Below are 15,543 nucleotides of genomic sequence, written 5' to 3' on the forward strand. Positions count from 1 at the left end.
TGTTCATGGCATCACCGTCACGCTGAAGGAAATTCTAAACTCGACACCCACCACCGCTTCGCTGGGTGGCGTGTCCCCGAACAAGACCAGCCATTGTTCGCCAAGCAGGATCGGCCGGCCGGTATCGGTCAGGAGCGGTTTGCCGGTGTCATCCAGCAGCGGCCAGCTGTCGGTGGTCGGGTCCGGCATGTAGAAGGGCGTCGCGCCATAGCCGGTCAGTTCCTCGTAGAACTGATCAAACACGGCCTTGCCGGCGCGACTGATCAGAATGGACAAAGTGACCGATCTGGCGACGGCAGAAAAGCGACGGCGATAGCTTGGCACCGCTCCGTCGTTTTGCCGCTTCAGGCGAGGATCGGTCGTTGTCCGTTGCCATGTGTCGCGCTCCGGACGCGGCAAGACATCGGGCCAGATTGGAACCGTCATCGGGCGATCCCTTTCTTCTTGATGCCATATTGCTGCTCAATCGTCTTTGACGCCTTGCCACCTTTGGTGCCGATCGCATCCCCTGTCATGTCCGCAATCACGAACTTGGTCTGACGGCGGCCACTCGCATCCGTGGTCTGTTCGGCCTGAACATTGGCTTTGGAATAATTGTGAACGGTAATGTTGCCGCCACCATTGTCGTTGGACGATTTGCTGGCGGCGGCCGATCCACCAACCACACCACCCTTGTCATAGCCGCGATAGCCAAGCCGCATGGCATCGACGGTTGCCGCACCGCCCGCCCGCGCCACATCGTCCTGGCTCCAGACGACTTCCCCTTTATGCACGACGCCGGCAGGCTCCTTGCGTCCACCAGCGCCGGTAAACCCGCCACCGTCGAAACCGTTGGTCAGGAACGAGCCGAGCGTCGTGTTGGTCTTGAAGCTGCTCGATGTCAGGCCGGACAGGATCGACGACAGCCCGGAGCTGCCGCCAGACAGAAGGCCCGTCAGGCCATTGCCGAGTTGGCTCAAGCCGTTCCCGAACACGCCGAGGTTCTGGTTTGCAGCCGCCGTGCCCGTCGAAAACTGGTTAAGCGCATCGGCGGCCTTGGTGCTGGACGATTGAATGCCCGGCCATAGGGATGACTGTGCCGAGGTCAGGCCCTTGTCCCAGGAGCCGCCGCCCATGCCAGCCTTGTCGCCGCCAAGGTCAAAATGCATGGTATCGAGCGCGCCGTATTTGCCTTTGCCGCCGCCAAAGTAACCGCCCCAGCGGAACTGGTTGGCCAGCTCCGGATATTTCTCCATCTGGACGGAACGCGCCGTCTGGGCAAACTTCTCGTATGAACCGAAGCTGCTGGCGTCCTGATAGTTGCCAAGCTTTTTGCCACTGGCGAGGTCGGTCAACTGAACGTCGGTTGCCAGCCCCTTGCCATGGAAACGCGGGTCGCCAGCCCGAAAGCCGGAAATCGCATCGACCTTGTATCCCGGTGTACGCTGGGCAGCGGTGTTCAGGATATCCGTCAGACGCGGATCGACGCCGCCGCCCTTATAATTGCCGGCGCTGGACATCGACTGTCCGAGGCCGGTCAGGGCATTGGCAGACGGACTGCCCGCCGTGTTGGCGTTGGCAGCTTGCAGCCCGGTCGCTGCAACGCCAGTCCCGGCCACGCCACCATTGATCATGACAGTGCCAGCCGTCACCGCCATGGAGCCGACAGATTTACTGTCGCCGAGCAGGTTGCTGGCAACGCCTTTGACGCCACCAACATCGGCCAGCGTACCGTAGTTCGATCCGGTCAGCGCGTTCTTGAGCGGGTTCTTCACCGCGAGATCCAGGACGGTCTTTTGAATGTCCTTCGAAATCCCTTCAAGCGCCCCGGAAATGTCTCCCGACGACAGGCCGTCAACGATCCCATCGATGGCGCTTTCGGATGATTTGCGGATGCTGCTCCAGGCTTCACTGGTTCTGGAAAGCTCGGCATTCATCTGCGCCTGGGCGCTCGCACCGCGCCGGATCTGGTTGGCCTGAGCACTGGAGGCTTCCAAGCCTAGCTCGCGGATCTTCAGCTCGGCATCGTATTGCGCCAGCAAACCAGTCTGTTCGGTCTGGCTCTTGCCAGCAATACCGATCTGAAACCCGAGCCGGTCATTGCCCGTCTTCTGGTCGCGCAGATAGGAGGCGACATTTGCCTCTCGCTGGGCAGCGGCAAGACCGGAATAGCCGGATCGAAGCTGCTCGATCACGGCGAGCAACTGTTCCTTCTCTTTGCCCTCCGCCTTGGCCGCAGCCGCGATCAGCGGACGCAACTGGATTTCCGATTCCATCTGCGTTTGGGCCTGCGCACCGGTCAATGTCCCGGCTGCTACTTGCGCAGCCAGGCGCGCCCGAACGGCGATCTCAGAAGCCATATCGGCGGCTTGTGTCTGGGACGATGCAATCGTTTCCTGAATGACACGGTTGCGGGCCTGAGCTGCGGCGGCCGAGACTTTCTCACTACCTAATTCCTGATCAGCAAGCTGCAACTGGGTACGGCGCGCCTCCAGATCGGCCCGGACCAGTGGGTTGCGTTCGTTCTGGATCTGGATGTCCAGGCGGTCCAGCTCGTTCGCGCGGCTCTGGCGATTATTGAGCGCATCGAGCGCCCGCGTCTGCGCCTCGATGGCAGTAGTGACCATCTTACGTTGTTCATCGGTGACACCTGGACCACTGAGATCGACGTTCATTGCCGCAATACTATTGGTCAGTGATTGACGTTTGAGTGCATCCGCATTGGAAGGCGACGATTCAGCAGCCCCGATTGCGGCGACACTCAATCTGTTTTGTTCCGCCTTCCGCTGGCGTTCAGCCTCGGCCGCCTGTTCACTGGCCTGTTGCGCCAACGCGGCATCCAGCTCGGCCTGGATTTTATCAGACCCGCGCGCCCCGCGCCCGGTGGGTCCACCGACAGAAAGCTGGTTTCGAAGCCCGGCAATCCGTTCTGCCAGGGTCTTGATGCCTGCTGCCTTATCAGCTGTTTTTCCCATCCAATCGAAGGCATTGCTGGACGCCGTGCTAACCCCGTTCCAAGCCCGACCTAGCGCGGTCGTCGCTTCCGCAGCCGAAGCCAGTTGCGGGGGTAAGGCCTTCAGCAACACGGCTTGCGCCTCGGATTGCCGGTTCTGTGCTGCCAGATTGGTTGCCTGCTTGGCTGTGGCCGCATCGATCAACCCATATTGCTGATAGAGCGTCTGGGCTGCCTTTGCCGGATCGGCAAACAAGTCGGCCAGTGCCTGGCCGGCCGAGGCGGCATCCGTGCCGATCGTTGCGGCAAAATCCTTGCTGATCGAAATCAGGCCTTCGTAGTTCTCATTGCCGATCCGACCAGTGCGCAGGAAGGCTGCTTCCATCGAGCGGGCAGCCTTGACCGAGATGCCGGCGCTGGCGGCTCCGGCCTGGGCAGATGCTTCCATGCTGGCAGCAGATCCGGCAACAGCACGACCGAGACCATTTGCCGCCGTCTCGACCTCCTTGATCGAGGACAGATAGCCGCTCCAGGCAGTAGCCCCGACCGCAGCAACGGCAGCAAGTCCGCCAATGCTGACAGAGAGCGGCGTGATCAACCGGCCTGCATTGGCAGCAATAGTGCCGAGATCCTTCAGCGCAGCATTCACCCCGCCCTGGCCGGCATACATCTGGATAACCTGCGGCCCTTGCTGCATGGCCACCATGGCAAGCGGCATTCCGAGGGCACTCGACTGCGCAACGTCGAACACCTGATAGGTCAGGTTCTGACGCCGGAACTGACTGTTGCGGTCGCCGTTGCTTGCTGAATTGCGGCCCTTGATCGCCTCGATCGAGGCAAGCGTTGCCTGCCGATTGCGCGAGATCGCCGCCGTCATTTCATTGGTGGACAGCACGCCTTGAGCATGAAGGGTGCGGATCTCTGTTAGCGACGCCTTGTACTGATTAACGGTCGCAAATAACGGATTGTATTTGGCCCGCAACTCGTCAAGCGAACGCCCCTGCATTGCCAAGGCACCGGTCCACTCGCGGACATTCTGATTGGCGGCAGGAGATCCCAAACCGGTCTGCGCGGCAATCATCTGCTGGAGTTTGGTGGCGCTGGCCGTGGCTTCCGTGCCGATGCCAGCAATCGCCTGTTTCGCAGACTGAGCACCGGCAGGCACCTGGCTGGCATCGAGCGTTACGGTGGCGGCAAGTTTCAAAGGGGTGGCCATCATTCGTCTCCACTGTTGAGGACGGGCAGCGCCGCTTCCTCCATCACCCGCAAATCATCCCAGACCGGATCGCTGTATCTGCCCCTGCGAAACACGACATCGCAGGCGCTATAATCGAGGCCGATCCAGATCATGCCTCCAAGGCCGACACCGACGACACGCCACTGCGTATCGCAGGCCAGAAAAGCCATCAGGCTTTCCCAATTGCAGGCCGCGACCGGATCGAAGTCTTCGTCGACATCATCATCCGTAACCGCGACAGCCGCACCGAAAGCGGCAAAATCAGCCCTGACATCCGCTGTCATCGACTGTGGCTTGGTCCAGTCGATCTTGCCTGTGCGATGACACGCCCAGCTCAGTGCAAGGCTTTGGAGTTTCCCAGGCGAGCCTTGTCGTTGGAGACGGCTTCCTCGTAAGCGCGGTTAAGACCGACGCGGATGCGGTCAAAGCCAAGCGCCATGTCAAGATTGTCGGCGGAGAACGGGAGCGGCTGATCGTTGGCATCGAGTATGCCGCGCCAGTTGGAAATCATCAGGTGGAACATGCTCTGGTCATGCGCCTCGATCTGCTTGCGGATCTCGGCGGCTTTCTCAGACGCGGCCTTGTAATCGGTAGCAAATTCTTCGGCGGTCGGAAGCTTGCCGACAAGCTCGGCCCGCTTGTCGTCATAGGGCTTTAACTCGTCCTTGCCCCGGATGACGATCTCGGCCTCGAAAGTCTCTTCCTTCAGCTTGCCGGGATTGTTGCTGTCCGGCTCCAGCACGGAAACGGGCCACCAGGCGGTCAGGGTCGGGACGAGTTTGAACATGCTTTAAAGCCTCTTTCGAATGCCCTTTCGGGCTTACTTGACGGTGATGGTGAATTCGTCGTTGCCGACAGTCGGCAGCAACATCAGCGGCATCTTGTTGTTGAGGATCTTCTGGGTTTCCCCATACGTCGTGCGGCCGATCTGCACGCGGGCGGCATCGAACTGGACGATATTGCCGGCGACCGTGCCATGCTGGGCGGCCATGACACCGATGTCGTGGGCCTGTGCTTTGGCAAACCAGTCGACGGTCGCAAGAGACGTCGTCGCCATCGTTGCCTCGCCGGTCATCTGGCGATCGGTATATTCGATGCTTTCCTCGTTGATCAGGAGACGCGGCTGGATGTCAGCCGCGAGATCGAACGAGAACGCTTCGCAGGCACCGGCATAACCGAGCAATGAGAAGGTTGTGTTTGCCTTGGAAACCGGGACCGGCTTGATGAACTTGGTCGTGTCGATCGCCGGGTTGGCGGCATCCGTGATCGTGCCGAGAAGGCCGGTGAGCGTGAAACTGAAGCGAGCAATCTGGTTCGGCTGCATGTCGAGCTTCCAAGTGCCGCGCGCGCCGAGCAGGACATGCTTGATGCCATCGTTGACGAAATAGATCGAGGCCGATTCGAAGCCTCCGGAGATCGGCGTATATTTGACGTCCGCTCCCGCCGTGATCACCTCGGCCATGCCGCAGGCGCGCATCGGCACGCCCCACGCGGGCGCAGTCCCAGCCGCACCGGAACCGGCGACTTCGACATCGAAGCCGACGCGGGCGTAGTTGCCAGTCAGGATCACGCCCTGATGGCCCATATAGGGCAGGATCAGGTCGCGACTGACATCGGTTCCCAGCAGCGGCTCAAAATTAAAATTGCTGGCCTGGATGGCATTGGCGGCACCCGTGGGAACGACATCAGTCCCATAGACCGTTTCAGGCTTGACCAGCAGGGCCTTATTGCGTGCGTATTTCGTCATGGCTCAGGCCTTCCCCTTCTTGGCGCTGGTCTCTTCAACCGCGTCCGACGTTTCGGTTGTTGGTTCGGCAACCGTTGTTTCCGATTCGACCGCGACCGGGGCGTTGGCCTCGATGCGGGTCAAAGTCCCATCCTGTTCACGGCGATAGCTGCCGCCCGTCTGCGGGTTCGTCATGGTTGTTCCTCCTGGTAGATGGCCGTGCCAAACACGTCTTCGAACCAGACCATGCCGTCCTTGGCCTGCTGTAATTTGCCGGTGATGTGTTCGAGCGGATCTGCATCGGCTGGCGTAAAGCCGAGCAGCTTGCCGCGTACCCACGCCTTCAATGTTTCGATATCGCGGGCAGCACTTTCTGCTCCAGCCGCATTCTCGGTGATGATGACAACGGAAATATCCATCGACATGCGCTGGAGCATCGGCCCCGTGATGCGCTGGTTTTCGCCGGAGGTTTCACCGCTGACGAAGACATAGACGGCGGGCGTGTTCGTCGGCCGGTCTGTGACCTCAGCCAGTTCGTTGGCACCCTCGACCAGGACGAAGGGCGTTCCGGTCTGCTTCAACCGATCCATGACTTCAAAAACGATCATTCAATTGCCCTTCCAAAGTCCGTCATGATGATGGTGCCGATCTCGTCGCGATCGGCGTCGTTGATGCCAAGATAAGGCCGGGCGGGCATGGTGATGTCTCGTGCGCCGATCGTTGCCTCGCGCTCGATCGCGCCCTTGGTCCCGGCTTTGACGAACCGGACCTTCTTTGATCCGCGTATCCGCTTCAGGCTGAGTTTCTGGGTGCGCTCGCCCTGCTTGATCACACCGCCGAACTGATGAATGGCGGCATATTCGACATTGGTGCCCACGGTGGCGCTGGTGGCATCGGCACTGGAGGTCAACGAATTGTAGAGCCGACCGGTATCGCGCAGGATATGGTCGCTTCCACGCAACTTGCGTCCGCGACCCGCTCTGGCGCTGGCCGTGCGTCCCTTGAGCGGCTGCCATTTCTGGCCGTCCGGCCCGATCTCGCGCTCAAACCGCTGCTGAGTCGAGGTCAGCATGTAAGCCGCAACATCGCCCATGACCTCGGCCGGGTTTTCCGAGATGGTCACGAGCCGGTTAAGCGTGGGCGACAAGCCGTCGCGGATCTCGATCGAGGTGCCGGACATGTCAGTAGCCTCTCAGCGACTGGCGGGAAAACACTTTGGCCGGCGCGACCACCTGGACCTGACCGCCGCCCGGCGCTGGCGGCACTTCGCCCGTGTCGGTTTCGACCAGTTGGACGACACCCTTGGCGACATCACGGAAATAGGACAGCGCCTGGTCGTAGGTCCGCTGGATCGGGCTGTCCTTCTCGACGCCCTTGAAATGCAGATAGTAGCGGGCGACATCGCAGGTCACCTTGGTCAGCACCTCGGGGATGGTCACCAGCGGCAACTTGTAGGCTTTGCCGATATACCCGTCCGCAAATGCCGTGGCGTCCGCAATGGCGCGGGCGACCACGGTGTCGTCGATTGCCAAAGCAGGCGGCGTGACGCGGTCGGTCAGCTGGATCAGTTCCTTCTCGCCGAACCGGTCAATCAGATCCTGCTTTGTGCAATAGGTCATAGCGCCCTCTTAGGCTTCCGTCTTGGTGTCGGCGTCCGCGTCGGATACGACGGGCTTCTCGACCAGATCGGCGGTAAGTGCAGGTTCAGCCAGGATCTGCTCGATCTTTTCCGGATGCAGATCCTTCAGGTCGTGGAGAGCCGGTTCGGTCGTGTGGACGACGCCGCCGCGCCGGAAGCCAGCGACGGTGGAAATAACCCGCAGCACGGGTTCAACCGCTTTGTCCCAGGAACGCCACAGGGCATGGGTCAGCGGATAGAGCTTTTTGAACTCCTCCTCTGTCATCTCCTGGAACTGCTCAAGCCAGCCCTCTTCGGTGCTGCCAGCGGTATCGTCTTTCTTCGAAGCCATGATGTGATCCTTTCCGGTTCCTGGTGAAAAAGCCGAAACCCGGCTCTTGCATCAGGAACCGCCAGCCGAAGCTGACGGCCCCTGCCTGGGAGGCGATGATTGGGATCAGGCGAGATACGGGCAGACCAGAACCTCAGCCGTGCCGTACCACTGGTTGGTGCCGCCATTGTCGGTCAGCTGGTTGCCGACAATCTTGCGGGCCGCCCCTTCCAGAGACGGCGGCACGATGAGCAGGCGCGGATTGATGGCCAGTGGTTTGCCATAGTCAGCCTTCAGGCTGCCGAGGCCGACGCGCCCCACTTCGTAGTTCGCAGCGTTGAGCGTCTGCTTCGAACCCCAGGCCTGTTGCCAGAAGCCGAAACCAACCTGGCAGCGGCCATCCAGGCCGTAGACGTATTCCTTCCTGAAAAAGACGTTGTCGTCATTTTCCTGGTCCTTGCGGATCAGATTGCTGAAGGGCTTGCGCTGCTGGTAGATCAACGGCTTCAAGGCACGGCTATTGTCGACCAGGAACCAGGCAGTACCCGTCCCGCCATCTGTGTTGGCAACAGAGGTCACGTTGCCAGCGGCATCGAGGACAGGATGGTCGGTGTCGAAGAAATACTGGCCATCGTAGCATTTGGTGGCAAAGCCGTTCTTGATAAGACCCCAGACCAGTTCGTCGGGGAACATCGTGGCATTCTGGCCAAGCTGCTGGAACATCGGCCCGTAAATGCCGAGATTGTCGTCTTCGAAGTCATCGCGATCAACGCCGATCGTCGTCTCGTAGGACTTGTTGGTCAGCGCATAGCCGTGGCGGGCAAGACCATTGACGACGCGGTCGCCGATCCACTCGCGCATGCCAGGAAACTGACCGAGCCAGCCGTATTCCTGGGTCTTGGTGGTCGATGGCACCAAGGTCGCGACCTGAGACCATTGAGCCGTTGACATCGCGAGGCCCGCCTGGAAGGCGGTATTGAAGCCGACGAAAGCCGACTGGAGAGATTGACGGGTGATCAGCATGGACGGGCCTCTTTAAGAGAACGTGACCCACACGCCCTGGTCATCGACATCGAAGATCGTGCCGGCAACTGGACGTGCGGAAGAATTGGAGGTTTTGGCGACCGTCTGATCGTCGACCGCGTAGCAGTCCGATCCGATATCAGCCAAGGCGATGGCGTCCGTCGATGCCGAATTGGCAAACCGGAAGATGCCTGTTTTGACGTCGGCGCGGACACTGCCGTCAGCGCCAGCATTGACGATCTGGCGCTCGTTGCGGCCGACGACCTTCAGGGTTGCCGTCGCGCCGGCCGGGACCAGCATGCCGGTCGTGTCGATTGCCACCATGGCACCGGCAAAGAGAGTAGCCGATGCCTTGACCGGGAAATTGCGGTTATCGCCGCTCCGCTGGGCGGTGTTGCGGTCTGCGGTCAGAGCCGTCATGCGTCACCGCCTTTCTTGGCCTTGAGGAAAGCTTCCTTGCTGAGACCCATCTGGCTCATGACCGCCAGATCCTCGGTCGTCAGATCTGTCGTGTCGGCGCCATTGCCGGGCGGCGTGACGCCAGCGCGCTGGGTTGCCGTCAGAACCGGAGACGCGTCGGCAAAGGCCTTGAAGGCTGCGGCGTCTTTCCTGTGCAGATCAAGGCCCCAGGCCTTCAGCGCCGGCGTAAGCCTGCCTTCGGTGATCGCCCGGTTGACGGCGGTCTCGGCCTCTTCGCCTTCGATCTTGGTTTGAAGCGCCTTCAAACCAGTCTGGAGTGCCGCGACCTGCTCGATCGGCACGAACTTCGTGGGATCGACTTCGGCGCGTGCGGAATTGATCGCGGTGACGATCTCGGCTGGTTTGGCGGTGGCGGACACACCAGCAGCAGCGGCAATCGCCGCATTGCCGGTCAGCACGCTGTTGATCGCGATGAGAATGGCGTTCTCATCCGCGTCCTCGGAAAGCCCCAAGGCGGCGGCAATTCTCTTCATATCGTTTTCCTGGTTGGGTTGAGCGCAATTTTGCTGGGCACTGGCGGCCACGGCCGCAAGTTCGAGATTGGGCACATTGGTCAATCCGGCCGAAATCAGCCGCAGCACCTGGCCGGCCTTATCGTGCTGGTAGACGGGGGAAATGTAGCGATACTCGCCAGCCCGGATGGCCTGGGCTGCCTTGTCTGTCCATTCGACCAAGCCATAGAGGCCATCGGGACGGGCATCGAGCTGCTTGATCCAGCCGGCAGCCGGCGCTTGGCCGCCGACACCGGGCACAGCCGAGAACTGCGTCTGGTGATCGTAATCGACCACGAGGTCGGTACTGCCGGCGCGCTGCTCGGTGGAAGCAATCACGGCCCGCATGCCTTCAAGGCCATTGGTCGAATAGGGACCGCGACCGTCGCGACCGGAAAACGATCCGATCGGCAGCAGCATGATCCAGTGCCCGGACGAGCCTTCGGCAGGCAAAGCGGCGTCCGCCCCACCCAGCATCACGGCATGGGCGGCAACAAGGCCGGAAAAGAGGTTTTGGGTGCGTTTCGTCATGGGGCGAGATTGCCCCGGCCCGATAAAGTAAAACAGCCGGTAGGGTTACCGGGTGAATTGCTTGCCGTGACGATGCGGCCAACCAACTCATATCACGACGGGGGAGAGAGGCAAGGCTTCGAATTTGAAGCCGGTTTGAAGCCCTTGGGTGCGCTTGAGGGCCTTGCCCTGCGTCACTGGCCGTTCAACCGCCTTGCGCGCGTCTATGGCGCTTAAATTCGATCATGTTGAAATCTATTGCCGAGGGGCGTATCATGATCTTGATGATCGCCGTGACAACCGGGAAATCGCACGTCCGGTTTGGTGATCCCGTCCTGGCAACGGTGACACTGCTACGGGGAAAGTGGCGTACCCCCTCGGCGATCATCAAACCTTCCCAAACAGAGTTTCATATGTGGCTGGATCAGATAGCGTGGCCTGATCCACAAGCCCCGCCGTTCGGATCGAGTTGGTGACGATCGTTTGCGTTTTTCCCCCTGGTGGCCGTGCCTTGTCTGCAAAATCGACCTTCACGACGATCTTGGCCAGACGCGGCTCTTGGCCGCTGTCGAACACATAAAGAAGCGCACCGTCGCGCTTATCCCGCAGTACCGCCCTCGGCCGACTGAGATTGGCCGGCAACTGTCGGAGCGCCGCAATATCGACGGTCTTTCCTACCCCGGCCTTGGCATCGCGGATCATATGCAGAGCCGCTTGCTGGGTCAGGGTGATGGCACCTGACTGAGGCGCAATCCCGCCCTGGGCAAGAGATGCCAGGACGTCCTCGGACAAAGCGCCAACCACGACGAGGGACCGATCCACGCGCCCGCCCGCTGTGGCCGCGTCAAACCACCTAGCAAAGTCATCTCCGAGCGGCCTGACCAGCCAGTCGGGATCTTTGTTGACCTGGGCGGCCATGATCGGCGGTGCATTGATCAGCTTTTCCGCCGCATCGAATGCCCGGTATCCGGCCTTGCCGGGATTATGATCCCAGCCAGGATCGATGCCCCGCGGAATCATCAGGACTTCGCCCGTGCGCTTGTTGGTGAAGGCAACGAAGTCATCGTCAGGCGGCGTGAACTTCAACTCACCCCGCATGCGCTCGACATCGCGATCCGACAGGCTTTGCAAGGTGCAGCGGCAATTCCAACCGCACGGCGGTGCCCAGGTGTCCCAATAGGGGTGATCGACGGGCAGGCAGAGATTATGCCGCTTGCGATGTTCCGGCCGGGTGTGGTCGTCCAGAATGCAGACATAGCGCAGCCAAGGCCGGCGCGCCTTGTTGCGCTCAAAGGCCGCCCAATGGCCTGCCGCGTAAGACACCCGCAGGTTCACGTCGAAGATCAATTGCAGGCGACGTGTCGAACCGAGCTGCGCTTTGCGAAGCTCTCCCGTCAGGGGATCGGTCACATCCTGGACGCCCCACCAGCCCTTAGCCTGGAGGACCGGCGTCACCTGGCTGGCGAAATCCCGAAACGTCTTGCCCTCTTCAAGGCTGGTTTGAAGGCCGTCGAAAAGGTCCGTGAGGATATCGAACCCGGCCGACTTGGCGACCGTGAACTGTTTGGCATGCTCCTCGGCATAGACGTCCTGCCAGGAGAAGGACGGTGCGAGCTGTTCGCCGCGCGCCTTCAGGGCCTTGATGGCGTCTTCCGGCTTCAGCGCCGCAATCGTCGCCGTCATGAAAGCGGCTCATCGGCTTCACCGGAGATCCGGGCTGAGAACGCCGCACGGGCGAGCTGCTCGACAAAGGCATTGACACCCATGGCGCTGACTTGAGCCGCAAGGATCGCCTGTGCCTCAGCGATCGAGGTTGCCTTGCTCAGTGCCTCGGCCAAACCACCGACCACAGGCGGCGTCATCTCCTGCCAGTCATCAGCCGCGATCTGGGCGGCTGCCGCATCGATAGCATCGCGATCGGCGCGGGCCATCTGGCTTTGGGTGGCAATCGCAGGCGGTCCGCTGTCCGTCTGATCGGCAGGCGGCTGCGCTGCCGCTGCGGCCGGCATCAGGATTTCTTCGTCCTTGCCAGGATCAGGCAGGCCGATCTTGTCGCGCATGGTGGACATGCCGACTTTCAGGCCGAGCGGAACCAGCTTGACGACATTGGACACCAGATTGTTGATGTCCGTTTCATCCGGCCGACCGATACGGATTTTCGGATATTTTTTGCGCGGGCCAAGGTTGAGCGAGACCAGCGGGATGACAAGATCACGGTTCAGGGACGCGGCCAACTGGCGGGCATCGGCGCGCTCGATATCGTCGCGCACGCCGTCATGCACTTTACCGACAGCATAGCCGCCTGCCTGTGCATCTGTTGTGGCGGTCTGTCCCAGGACAAGCTTGGAAACCTGTCGGTCGAGCCAGTCGGCGCGTCTCTCATAAAGATCGATGCTGCCAGAGATCGAAGCCTCGACGAAATCGACCACCATGCCATCGGGTACGATTGCGGCAAAGTCGGCGGCAATGCTGGAGACGGCTCGCAGCAGCGCGGCCTTGTCGTCCTCGCTGGCATTCGGCCCATACTTTCCGAGCCTGAGCGGCTGTCCGAAGGCCTCGCAGAAGATGGCCCAGTCGGATGACGTGAAGGTTTTGAACAGATAGGCCCAGGCCGCCGATCGGGCCAAGCCGCCTCGGATCGTCAGGCCGGACTTGATCTTGGCGCGGTGAACGATCCACTTGGCAGACCACAGATCCTCGTCGCCAGCCGGGCCACGAAGGCGAAGCGTTTCCCCGTCGTTGCGATCGAATACAAACCAACGCGGATCACGCCACTTGAGCGCGCCAACGGTCCACTGTCCCTCAGACGTATCCCAGATGATTTCGGTACAGGAAAAGCCTTTGCCAATCGCGTCGAGAATGTCGAACAGCTCGTCTTCAAGATCGTCGCGGTCAATAACATCGCGCACCAGATCAGCCGCCGCGACATCATCGGCGCTATCGCTGGCGGCTTCGACCGTGATCTCCAGCCCGGAAACCTGCCGTTTGCGCACACCGAGAACGCCGGCATAATGTTCGTTGCGCTCCTCCATGTCTTCGGCAAGCTCAAGGTAGCGCTCCGGATCGCCATCGATCGATTCGCGCAGAATGCGGGCGAGCTTCGGAGGCGTCAGGCCGGGAGCCTGATGATTGCCGAACGGACGGCGCACGCCGGTCACCGTGGGTGCTGCCTGCTCCTGCTTCATCTGGCTGGTGCGGATCGGGTTGCCATACTGGTCGAGGATCTGGGCCATCAATAGCCTCCGCGTCTGTTGCGCATTGATGCCATGCGATAGGCTTGTTCATCATCGCCCTGGCTCTCTGCAAATTTGGATTTGGGCGGGGGGGCTGGCTCGTAGTCGTATTCACCAACAACGCCATCAGCGGCAAGGATGCCCAGGAAGGCCGCCCAGGTGCGGTCGGCATGGTCTTCATCGCGCTCGGCCACAAAGCGAGGCGCGCCTGTGGCAGAAGCTACCTTGCGCAGTTTGTGAAGATCGGCGCGCAGCTTCTGATCGCCCTGGCTGATACGCACGGTGCGATCCTCGAACCGCTCTTTGCCGCGCGTCGCCATGACAAGCTTGTTTGGCCCGGTGAACAATACGCCTTCGACACGGCTGCCATAGCGGGTCTGTGCGTCTTCCGTGACTTTCTCGCCCATGCCCGTCTGGTCGATACACGCCCGGCCGACGCGGTAGCGGGTCATGACATCATCGAAGGCTTCGTCCATCTGCGCAAAGGTGGCGCGCTTTTGCTCAATCCGCTCACGCTCCCAAAGCACATCACCGATCAGTTCCCAGACCCAGATGACATGCAGGTCCTCGCGCCGGCCAATATCGCGACCGACGAAGCAGACATTGCCCTGATAGCCTTCCGGGTCTCCGGCACGCTCATCCTCACAGGACGAAATCAGATCGTAGGACAGCCAGGCACTCGCCTCGTCCAGCCACTTCAGTTCAAACTCCTGCGCCCAGCTATCTTCATCTGCCAGACCGGCGCGCAGTTCCTCGATGTCGCGGGGCAAGCCATCCCGCACCGCCTGATAGATATCGACGACGTGGCGGCTCCAGACGTCATCGGCCGGCCCGGTGGCCAGTTCGTAGAATTTATTGCTCTTGCCGTTTGGGGTGGACGTGACCCTGATATTCCAGCCCTTGGAAATGACCGGAAAGAGCGCCCGCCAGATCTGCTGGCTATCCTTGTGGAAGGCAAATTCGTCCAGAAAGACATTGGCGGAAAAGCCGCGTGCCGTGTCCGGATTGGCTGGCAGCGCCGTGATCTTCGATCCATGCGGCAGGGTCACTTCCAAGGCTTTATGCGTGCCGCTCTCGCCTTCCCAATCGAACTCCGCTTCCTGAAAGGCAAGATCATAGGCCTTGCAATGGACCTTGATCCCTTCGTTCATGGCTTCGCGCGCCTGGCGCTCACCGCGTGACAGGATCACCCAGCGCTCACGCTTACCCTTCACGGCCGCTTCAAAGCAGGTGTCCACAGTCTCCAGCGTGGTCGTGAAGGTCTTGCCGGTCTGGCGGGCAAACATACCCAGCTTGAAGCGCGAGCGATCAAGCAGCCAGCGCTGCTGGTAGCCATAGAGAGGGACGGCTGGTGACTTCATTTCTCAAAGATCCCGTAGATGTCTTCGCGGATCTTGCGCAGCACTTCTTTGCCGTCGGGCTTGCCATCGGCATCCATCTGGCCCGAGACCGTCGCGAACACCTTCTCGGCCTTCTGTTTGAAGTCGGTCTCAACCTTGCGCCGGCGGTCCGAGGATACCGATTGAGCTTGGGATGCTTTGTGAAGAGCGGCAGCCAGGGAGGCGATGCCCTTCGGGTCAATCGTGTCTCTCTTGGTTCGGGTGCTGGCCAACACGAGAGCCTTTATGGCCTCGGTTGCCACAAGCGTAAGATCGTCGCTTTCCTCGGCATCGAAGGTTGATGCGACCGCCGACGCCATCTCTCTCGCTTCGTTGATCTGACGTGTCAGTTCGTCCAGATTGATCGAATATCTGTTGAACGAGCTGAAGCTCGGGATCTTGAAGTCCAGTTCGCCACGAGACTCCTTTTGCACCTGTTCCAGCTTGGTGACGAACTCCTTGTAGATATCGATCTGCGAGGTGCTCGTATCCTGAAGCTGCTCTGCCGCCCATTGGACCACATGGTTGCATTCCCTCGGCAGCAGTTGGAGCGAACTCAGCCGGCCGCGTCCCTTCGCCATGG

General features: G+C 60.8%; 18 protein-coding genes. 1 reads left to right on the top strand and 17 read right to left on the bottom strand.

The window, feature by feature from the left end:
* Positions 1 to 3 precede the first annotated feature (3 nt).
* The 13 genes from G6L01_RS20770 to G6L01_RS20830 all read right to left on the bottom strand — a co-directional run bounded on the left by G6L01_RS20770 (position 4) and on the right by G6L01_RS20830 (position 10,369).
* Positions 4 to 426: a hypothetical protein gene (locus tag G6L01_RS20770; protein WP_174376581.1), complete on the bottom strand. Its 423-nt coding sequence runs from the start codon at positions 424 to 426 to the stop codon at positions 4 to 6.
* Positions 423 to 4,151 carry a phage tail length tape measure family protein gene (locus G6L01_RS20775; RefSeq protein ID WP_345799428.1) on the bottom strand — a complete coding sequence of 1,243 codons (3,729 nt, stop codon included), beginning with the start codon at positions 4,149 to 4,151 and terminating at the stop codon, positions 423 to 425. Before G6L01_RS20775 ends, G6L01_RS20770 begins: the two co-directional genes overlap by 4 nt.
* The gene (locus tag G6L01_RS20780; RefSeq protein ID WP_174376583.1) at positions 4,148 to 4,453 is read right to left on the bottom strand and encodes a DUF1799 domain-containing protein; all 306 of its coding nucleotides are present in this window, start codon (positions 4,451 to 4,453) and stop codon (positions 4,148 to 4,150) included. Before G6L01_RS20780 ends, G6L01_RS20775 begins: the two co-directional genes overlap by 4 nt.
* 50 nt (positions 4,454 to 4,503) lie before the next feature.
* Positions 4,504 to 4,956: a hypothetical protein gene (locus tag G6L01_RS20785; protein WP_174084633.1), complete on the bottom strand. Its 453-nt coding sequence runs from the start codon at positions 4,954 to 4,956 to the stop codon at positions 4,504 to 4,506.
* A gap of 33 nt (positions 4,957 to 4,989) precedes the next feature.
* Positions 4,990 to 5,916 (bottom strand): phage tail tube protein, encoded by a 927-nt coding sequence (locus tag G6L01_RS20790; RefSeq protein WP_174376584.1) that lies wholly within the window; start codon positions 5,914 to 5,916, stop codon positions 4,990 to 4,992.
* Between the two features lie 3 nt (positions 5,917 to 5,919).
* A complete protein-coding gene (locus G6L01_RS20795; RefSeq protein WP_174376585.1) occupies positions 5,920 to 6,090 on the bottom strand; it encodes a hypothetical protein in 171 nt (56 codons plus the stop codon).
* Complete coding sequence (locus G6L01_RS20800) at positions 6,087 to 6,503, bottom strand: phage tail terminator protein (protein ID WP_174376586.1); 417 nt, start codon at positions 6,501 to 6,503, stop codon at positions 6,087 to 6,089. Before G6L01_RS20800 ends, G6L01_RS20795 begins: the two co-directional genes overlap by 4 nt.
* Complete coding sequence (locus G6L01_RS20805; protein ID WP_174376587.1) at positions 6,500 to 7,075, bottom strand: phage virion morphogenesis protein; 576 nt, start codon at positions 7,073 to 7,075, stop codon at positions 6,500 to 6,502. The genes G6L01_RS20800 and G6L01_RS20805 overlap by 4 nt, the downstream gene beginning before the upstream one ends.
* Before the next feature lies 1 nt (position 7,076).
* Positions 7,077 to 7,514 (bottom strand): gp436 family protein, encoded by a 438-nt coding sequence (locus tag G6L01_RS20810; protein WP_174376588.1) that lies wholly within the window; start codon positions 7,512 to 7,514, stop codon positions 7,077 to 7,079.
* Positions 7,515 to 7,523: 9 nt separating this feature from the next.
* Complete coding sequence (locus tag G6L01_RS20815; RefSeq protein ID WP_174376589.1) at positions 7,524 to 7,865, bottom strand: hypothetical protein; 342 nt, start codon at positions 7,863 to 7,865, stop codon at positions 7,524 to 7,526.
* Between the two features lie 105 nt (positions 7,866 to 7,970).
* Positions 7,971 to 8,867, bottom strand: coding sequence for a Mu-like prophage major head subunit gpT family protein (locus G6L01_RS20820; RefSeq protein ID WP_174376590.1), 897 nt, complete (start codon positions 8,865 to 8,867; stop codon positions 7,971 to 7,973).
* A gap of 12 nt (positions 8,868 to 8,879) precedes the next feature.
* Positions 8,880 to 9,287 carry a hypothetical protein gene (locus tag G6L01_RS20825; RefSeq protein ID WP_174084641.1) on the bottom strand — a complete coding sequence of 136 codons (408 nt, stop codon included), beginning with the start codon at positions 9,285 to 9,287 and terminating at the stop codon, positions 8,880 to 8,882.
* A complete protein-coding gene (locus tag G6L01_RS20830) occupies positions 9,284 to 10,369 on the bottom strand; it encodes a phage protease (RefSeq protein ID WP_174084642.1) in 1,086 nt (361 codons plus the stop codon). Before G6L01_RS20830 ends, G6L01_RS20825 begins: the two co-directional genes overlap by 4 nt.
* A gap of 9 nt (positions 10,370 to 10,378) precedes the next feature.
* Here G6L01_RS20830 and G6L01_RS20835 point away from each other — a divergent pair, with 9 nt between their 5' ends.
* Positions 10,379 to 10,585, top strand: a complete 207-nt coding sequence (locus G6L01_RS20835) for a hypothetical protein (protein WP_174084643.1) — start codon at positions 10,379 to 10,381, stop codon at positions 10,583 to 10,585.
* A 150-nt stretch (positions 10,586 to 10,735) separates the two neighbouring features.
* Here G6L01_RS20835 and G6L01_RS20840 read toward each other — a convergent pair whose 3' ends face one another.
* From G6L01_RS20840 to G6L01_RS20855, 4 genes are read right to left on the bottom strand one after another with little or no spacing between them, the layout of a single operon-like run.
* Entirely contained in the window at positions 10,736 to 12,031 is a 1,296-nt protein-coding gene (locus G6L01_RS20840) for a phage head morphogenesis protein (protein ID WP_174376591.1), read from the bottom strand.
* Positions 12,028 to 13,581 carry a DUF935 domain-containing protein gene (locus G6L01_RS20845; RefSeq protein WP_174376592.1) on the bottom strand — a complete coding sequence of 518 codons (1,554 nt, stop codon included), beginning with the start codon at positions 13,579 to 13,581 and terminating at the stop codon, positions 12,028 to 12,030. The genes G6L01_RS20840 and G6L01_RS20845 overlap by 4 nt, the downstream gene beginning before the upstream one ends.
* Entirely contained in the window at positions 13,581 to 14,942 is a 1,362-nt protein-coding gene (locus G6L01_RS20850) for a terminase large subunit domain-containing protein (RefSeq protein WP_174084646.1), read from the bottom strand. The genes G6L01_RS20845 and G6L01_RS20850 overlap by 1 nt, the downstream gene beginning before the upstream one ends.
* Positions 14,939 to 15,541, bottom strand: a complete 603-nt coding sequence (locus G6L01_RS20855; RefSeq protein ID WP_174084647.1) for a DUF3486 family protein — start codon at positions 15,539 to 15,541, stop codon at positions 14,939 to 14,941. The genes G6L01_RS20850 and G6L01_RS20855 overlap by 4 nt, the downstream gene beginning before the upstream one ends.
* Positions 15,542 to 15,543: the final 2 nt, after the last annotated feature.

It is taken from the genome of Agrobacterium vitis (assembly GCF_013337045.2).
Classification (GTDB): domain Bacteria; phylum Pseudomonadota; class Alphaproteobacteria; order Rhizobiales; family Rhizobiaceae; genus Allorhizobium; species Allorhizobium vitis_B.

Bases quoted from the DNA above. Each gene is read 5' to 3' on its own strand.
- G6L01_RS20770 (WP_174376581.1), bottom strand. From the start codon at position 426: ATGACGGTTCCAATCTGGCCCGATGTCTTGCCGCGTCCGGAGCGCGAC.
- G6L01_RS20775 (WP_345799428.1), bottom strand. From the start codon at position 4,151: ATGATGGCCACCCCTTTGAAACTTGCCGCCACCGTAACGCTCGATGCC.
- G6L01_RS20780 (WP_174376583.1), bottom strand. From the start codon at position 4,453: ATGACAGCGGATGTCAGGGCTGATTTTGCCGCTTTCGGTGCGGCTGTC.
- G6L01_RS20785 (WP_174084633.1), bottom strand. From the start codon at position 4,956: ATGTTCAAACTCGTCCCGACCCTGACCGCCTGGTGGCCCGTTTCCGTG.
- G6L01_RS20790 (WP_174376584.1), bottom strand. From the start codon at position 5,916: ATGACGAAATACGCACGCAATAAGGCCCTGCTGGTCAAGCCTGAAACG.
- G6L01_RS20795 (WP_174376585.1), bottom strand. From the start codon at position 6,090: ATGACGAACCCGCAGACGGGCGGCAGCTATCGCCGTGAACAGGATGGG.
- G6L01_RS20800 (WP_174376586.1), bottom strand. From the start codon at position 6,503: ATGATCGTTTTTGAAGTCATGGATCGGTTGAAGCAGACCGGAACGCCC.
- G6L01_RS20805 (WP_174376587.1), bottom strand. From the start codon at position 7,075: ATGTCCGGCACCTCGATCGAGATCCGCGACGGCTTGTCGCCCACGCTT.
- G6L01_RS20810 (WP_174376588.1), bottom strand. From the start codon at position 7,514: ATGACCTATTGCACAAAGCAGGATCTGATTGACCGGTTCGGCGAGAAG.
- G6L01_RS20815 (WP_174376589.1), bottom strand. From the start codon at position 7,865: ATGGCTTCGAAGAAAGACGATACCGCTGGCAGCACCGAAGAGGGCTGG.
- G6L01_RS20820 (WP_174376590.1), bottom strand. From the start codon at position 8,867: ATGCTGATCACCCGTCAATCTCTCCAGTCGGCTTTCGTCGGCTTCAAT.
- G6L01_RS20825 (WP_174084641.1), bottom strand. From the start codon at position 9,287: ATGACGGCTCTGACCGCAGACCGCAACACCGCCCAGCGGAGCGGCGAT.
- G6L01_RS20830 (WP_174084642.1), bottom strand. From the start codon at position 10,369: ATGACGAAACGCACCCAAAACCTCTTTTCCGGCCTTGTTGCCGCCCAT.
- G6L01_RS20840 (WP_174376591.1), bottom strand. From the start codon at position 12,031: ATGACGGCGACGATTGCGGCGCTGAAGCCGGAAGACGCCATCAAGGCC.
- G6L01_RS20845 (WP_174376592.1), bottom strand. From the start codon at position 13,581: ATGGCCCAGATCCTCGACCAGTATGGCAACCCGATCCGCACCAGCCAG.
- G6L01_RS20850 (WP_174084646.1), bottom strand. From the start codon at position 14,942: ATGAAGTCACCAGCCGTCCCTCTCTATGGCTACCAGCAGCGCTGGCTG.
- G6L01_RS20855 (WP_174084647.1), bottom strand. From the start codon at position 15,541: ATGGCGAAGGGACGCGGCCGGCTGAGTTCGCTCCAACTGCTGCCGAGG.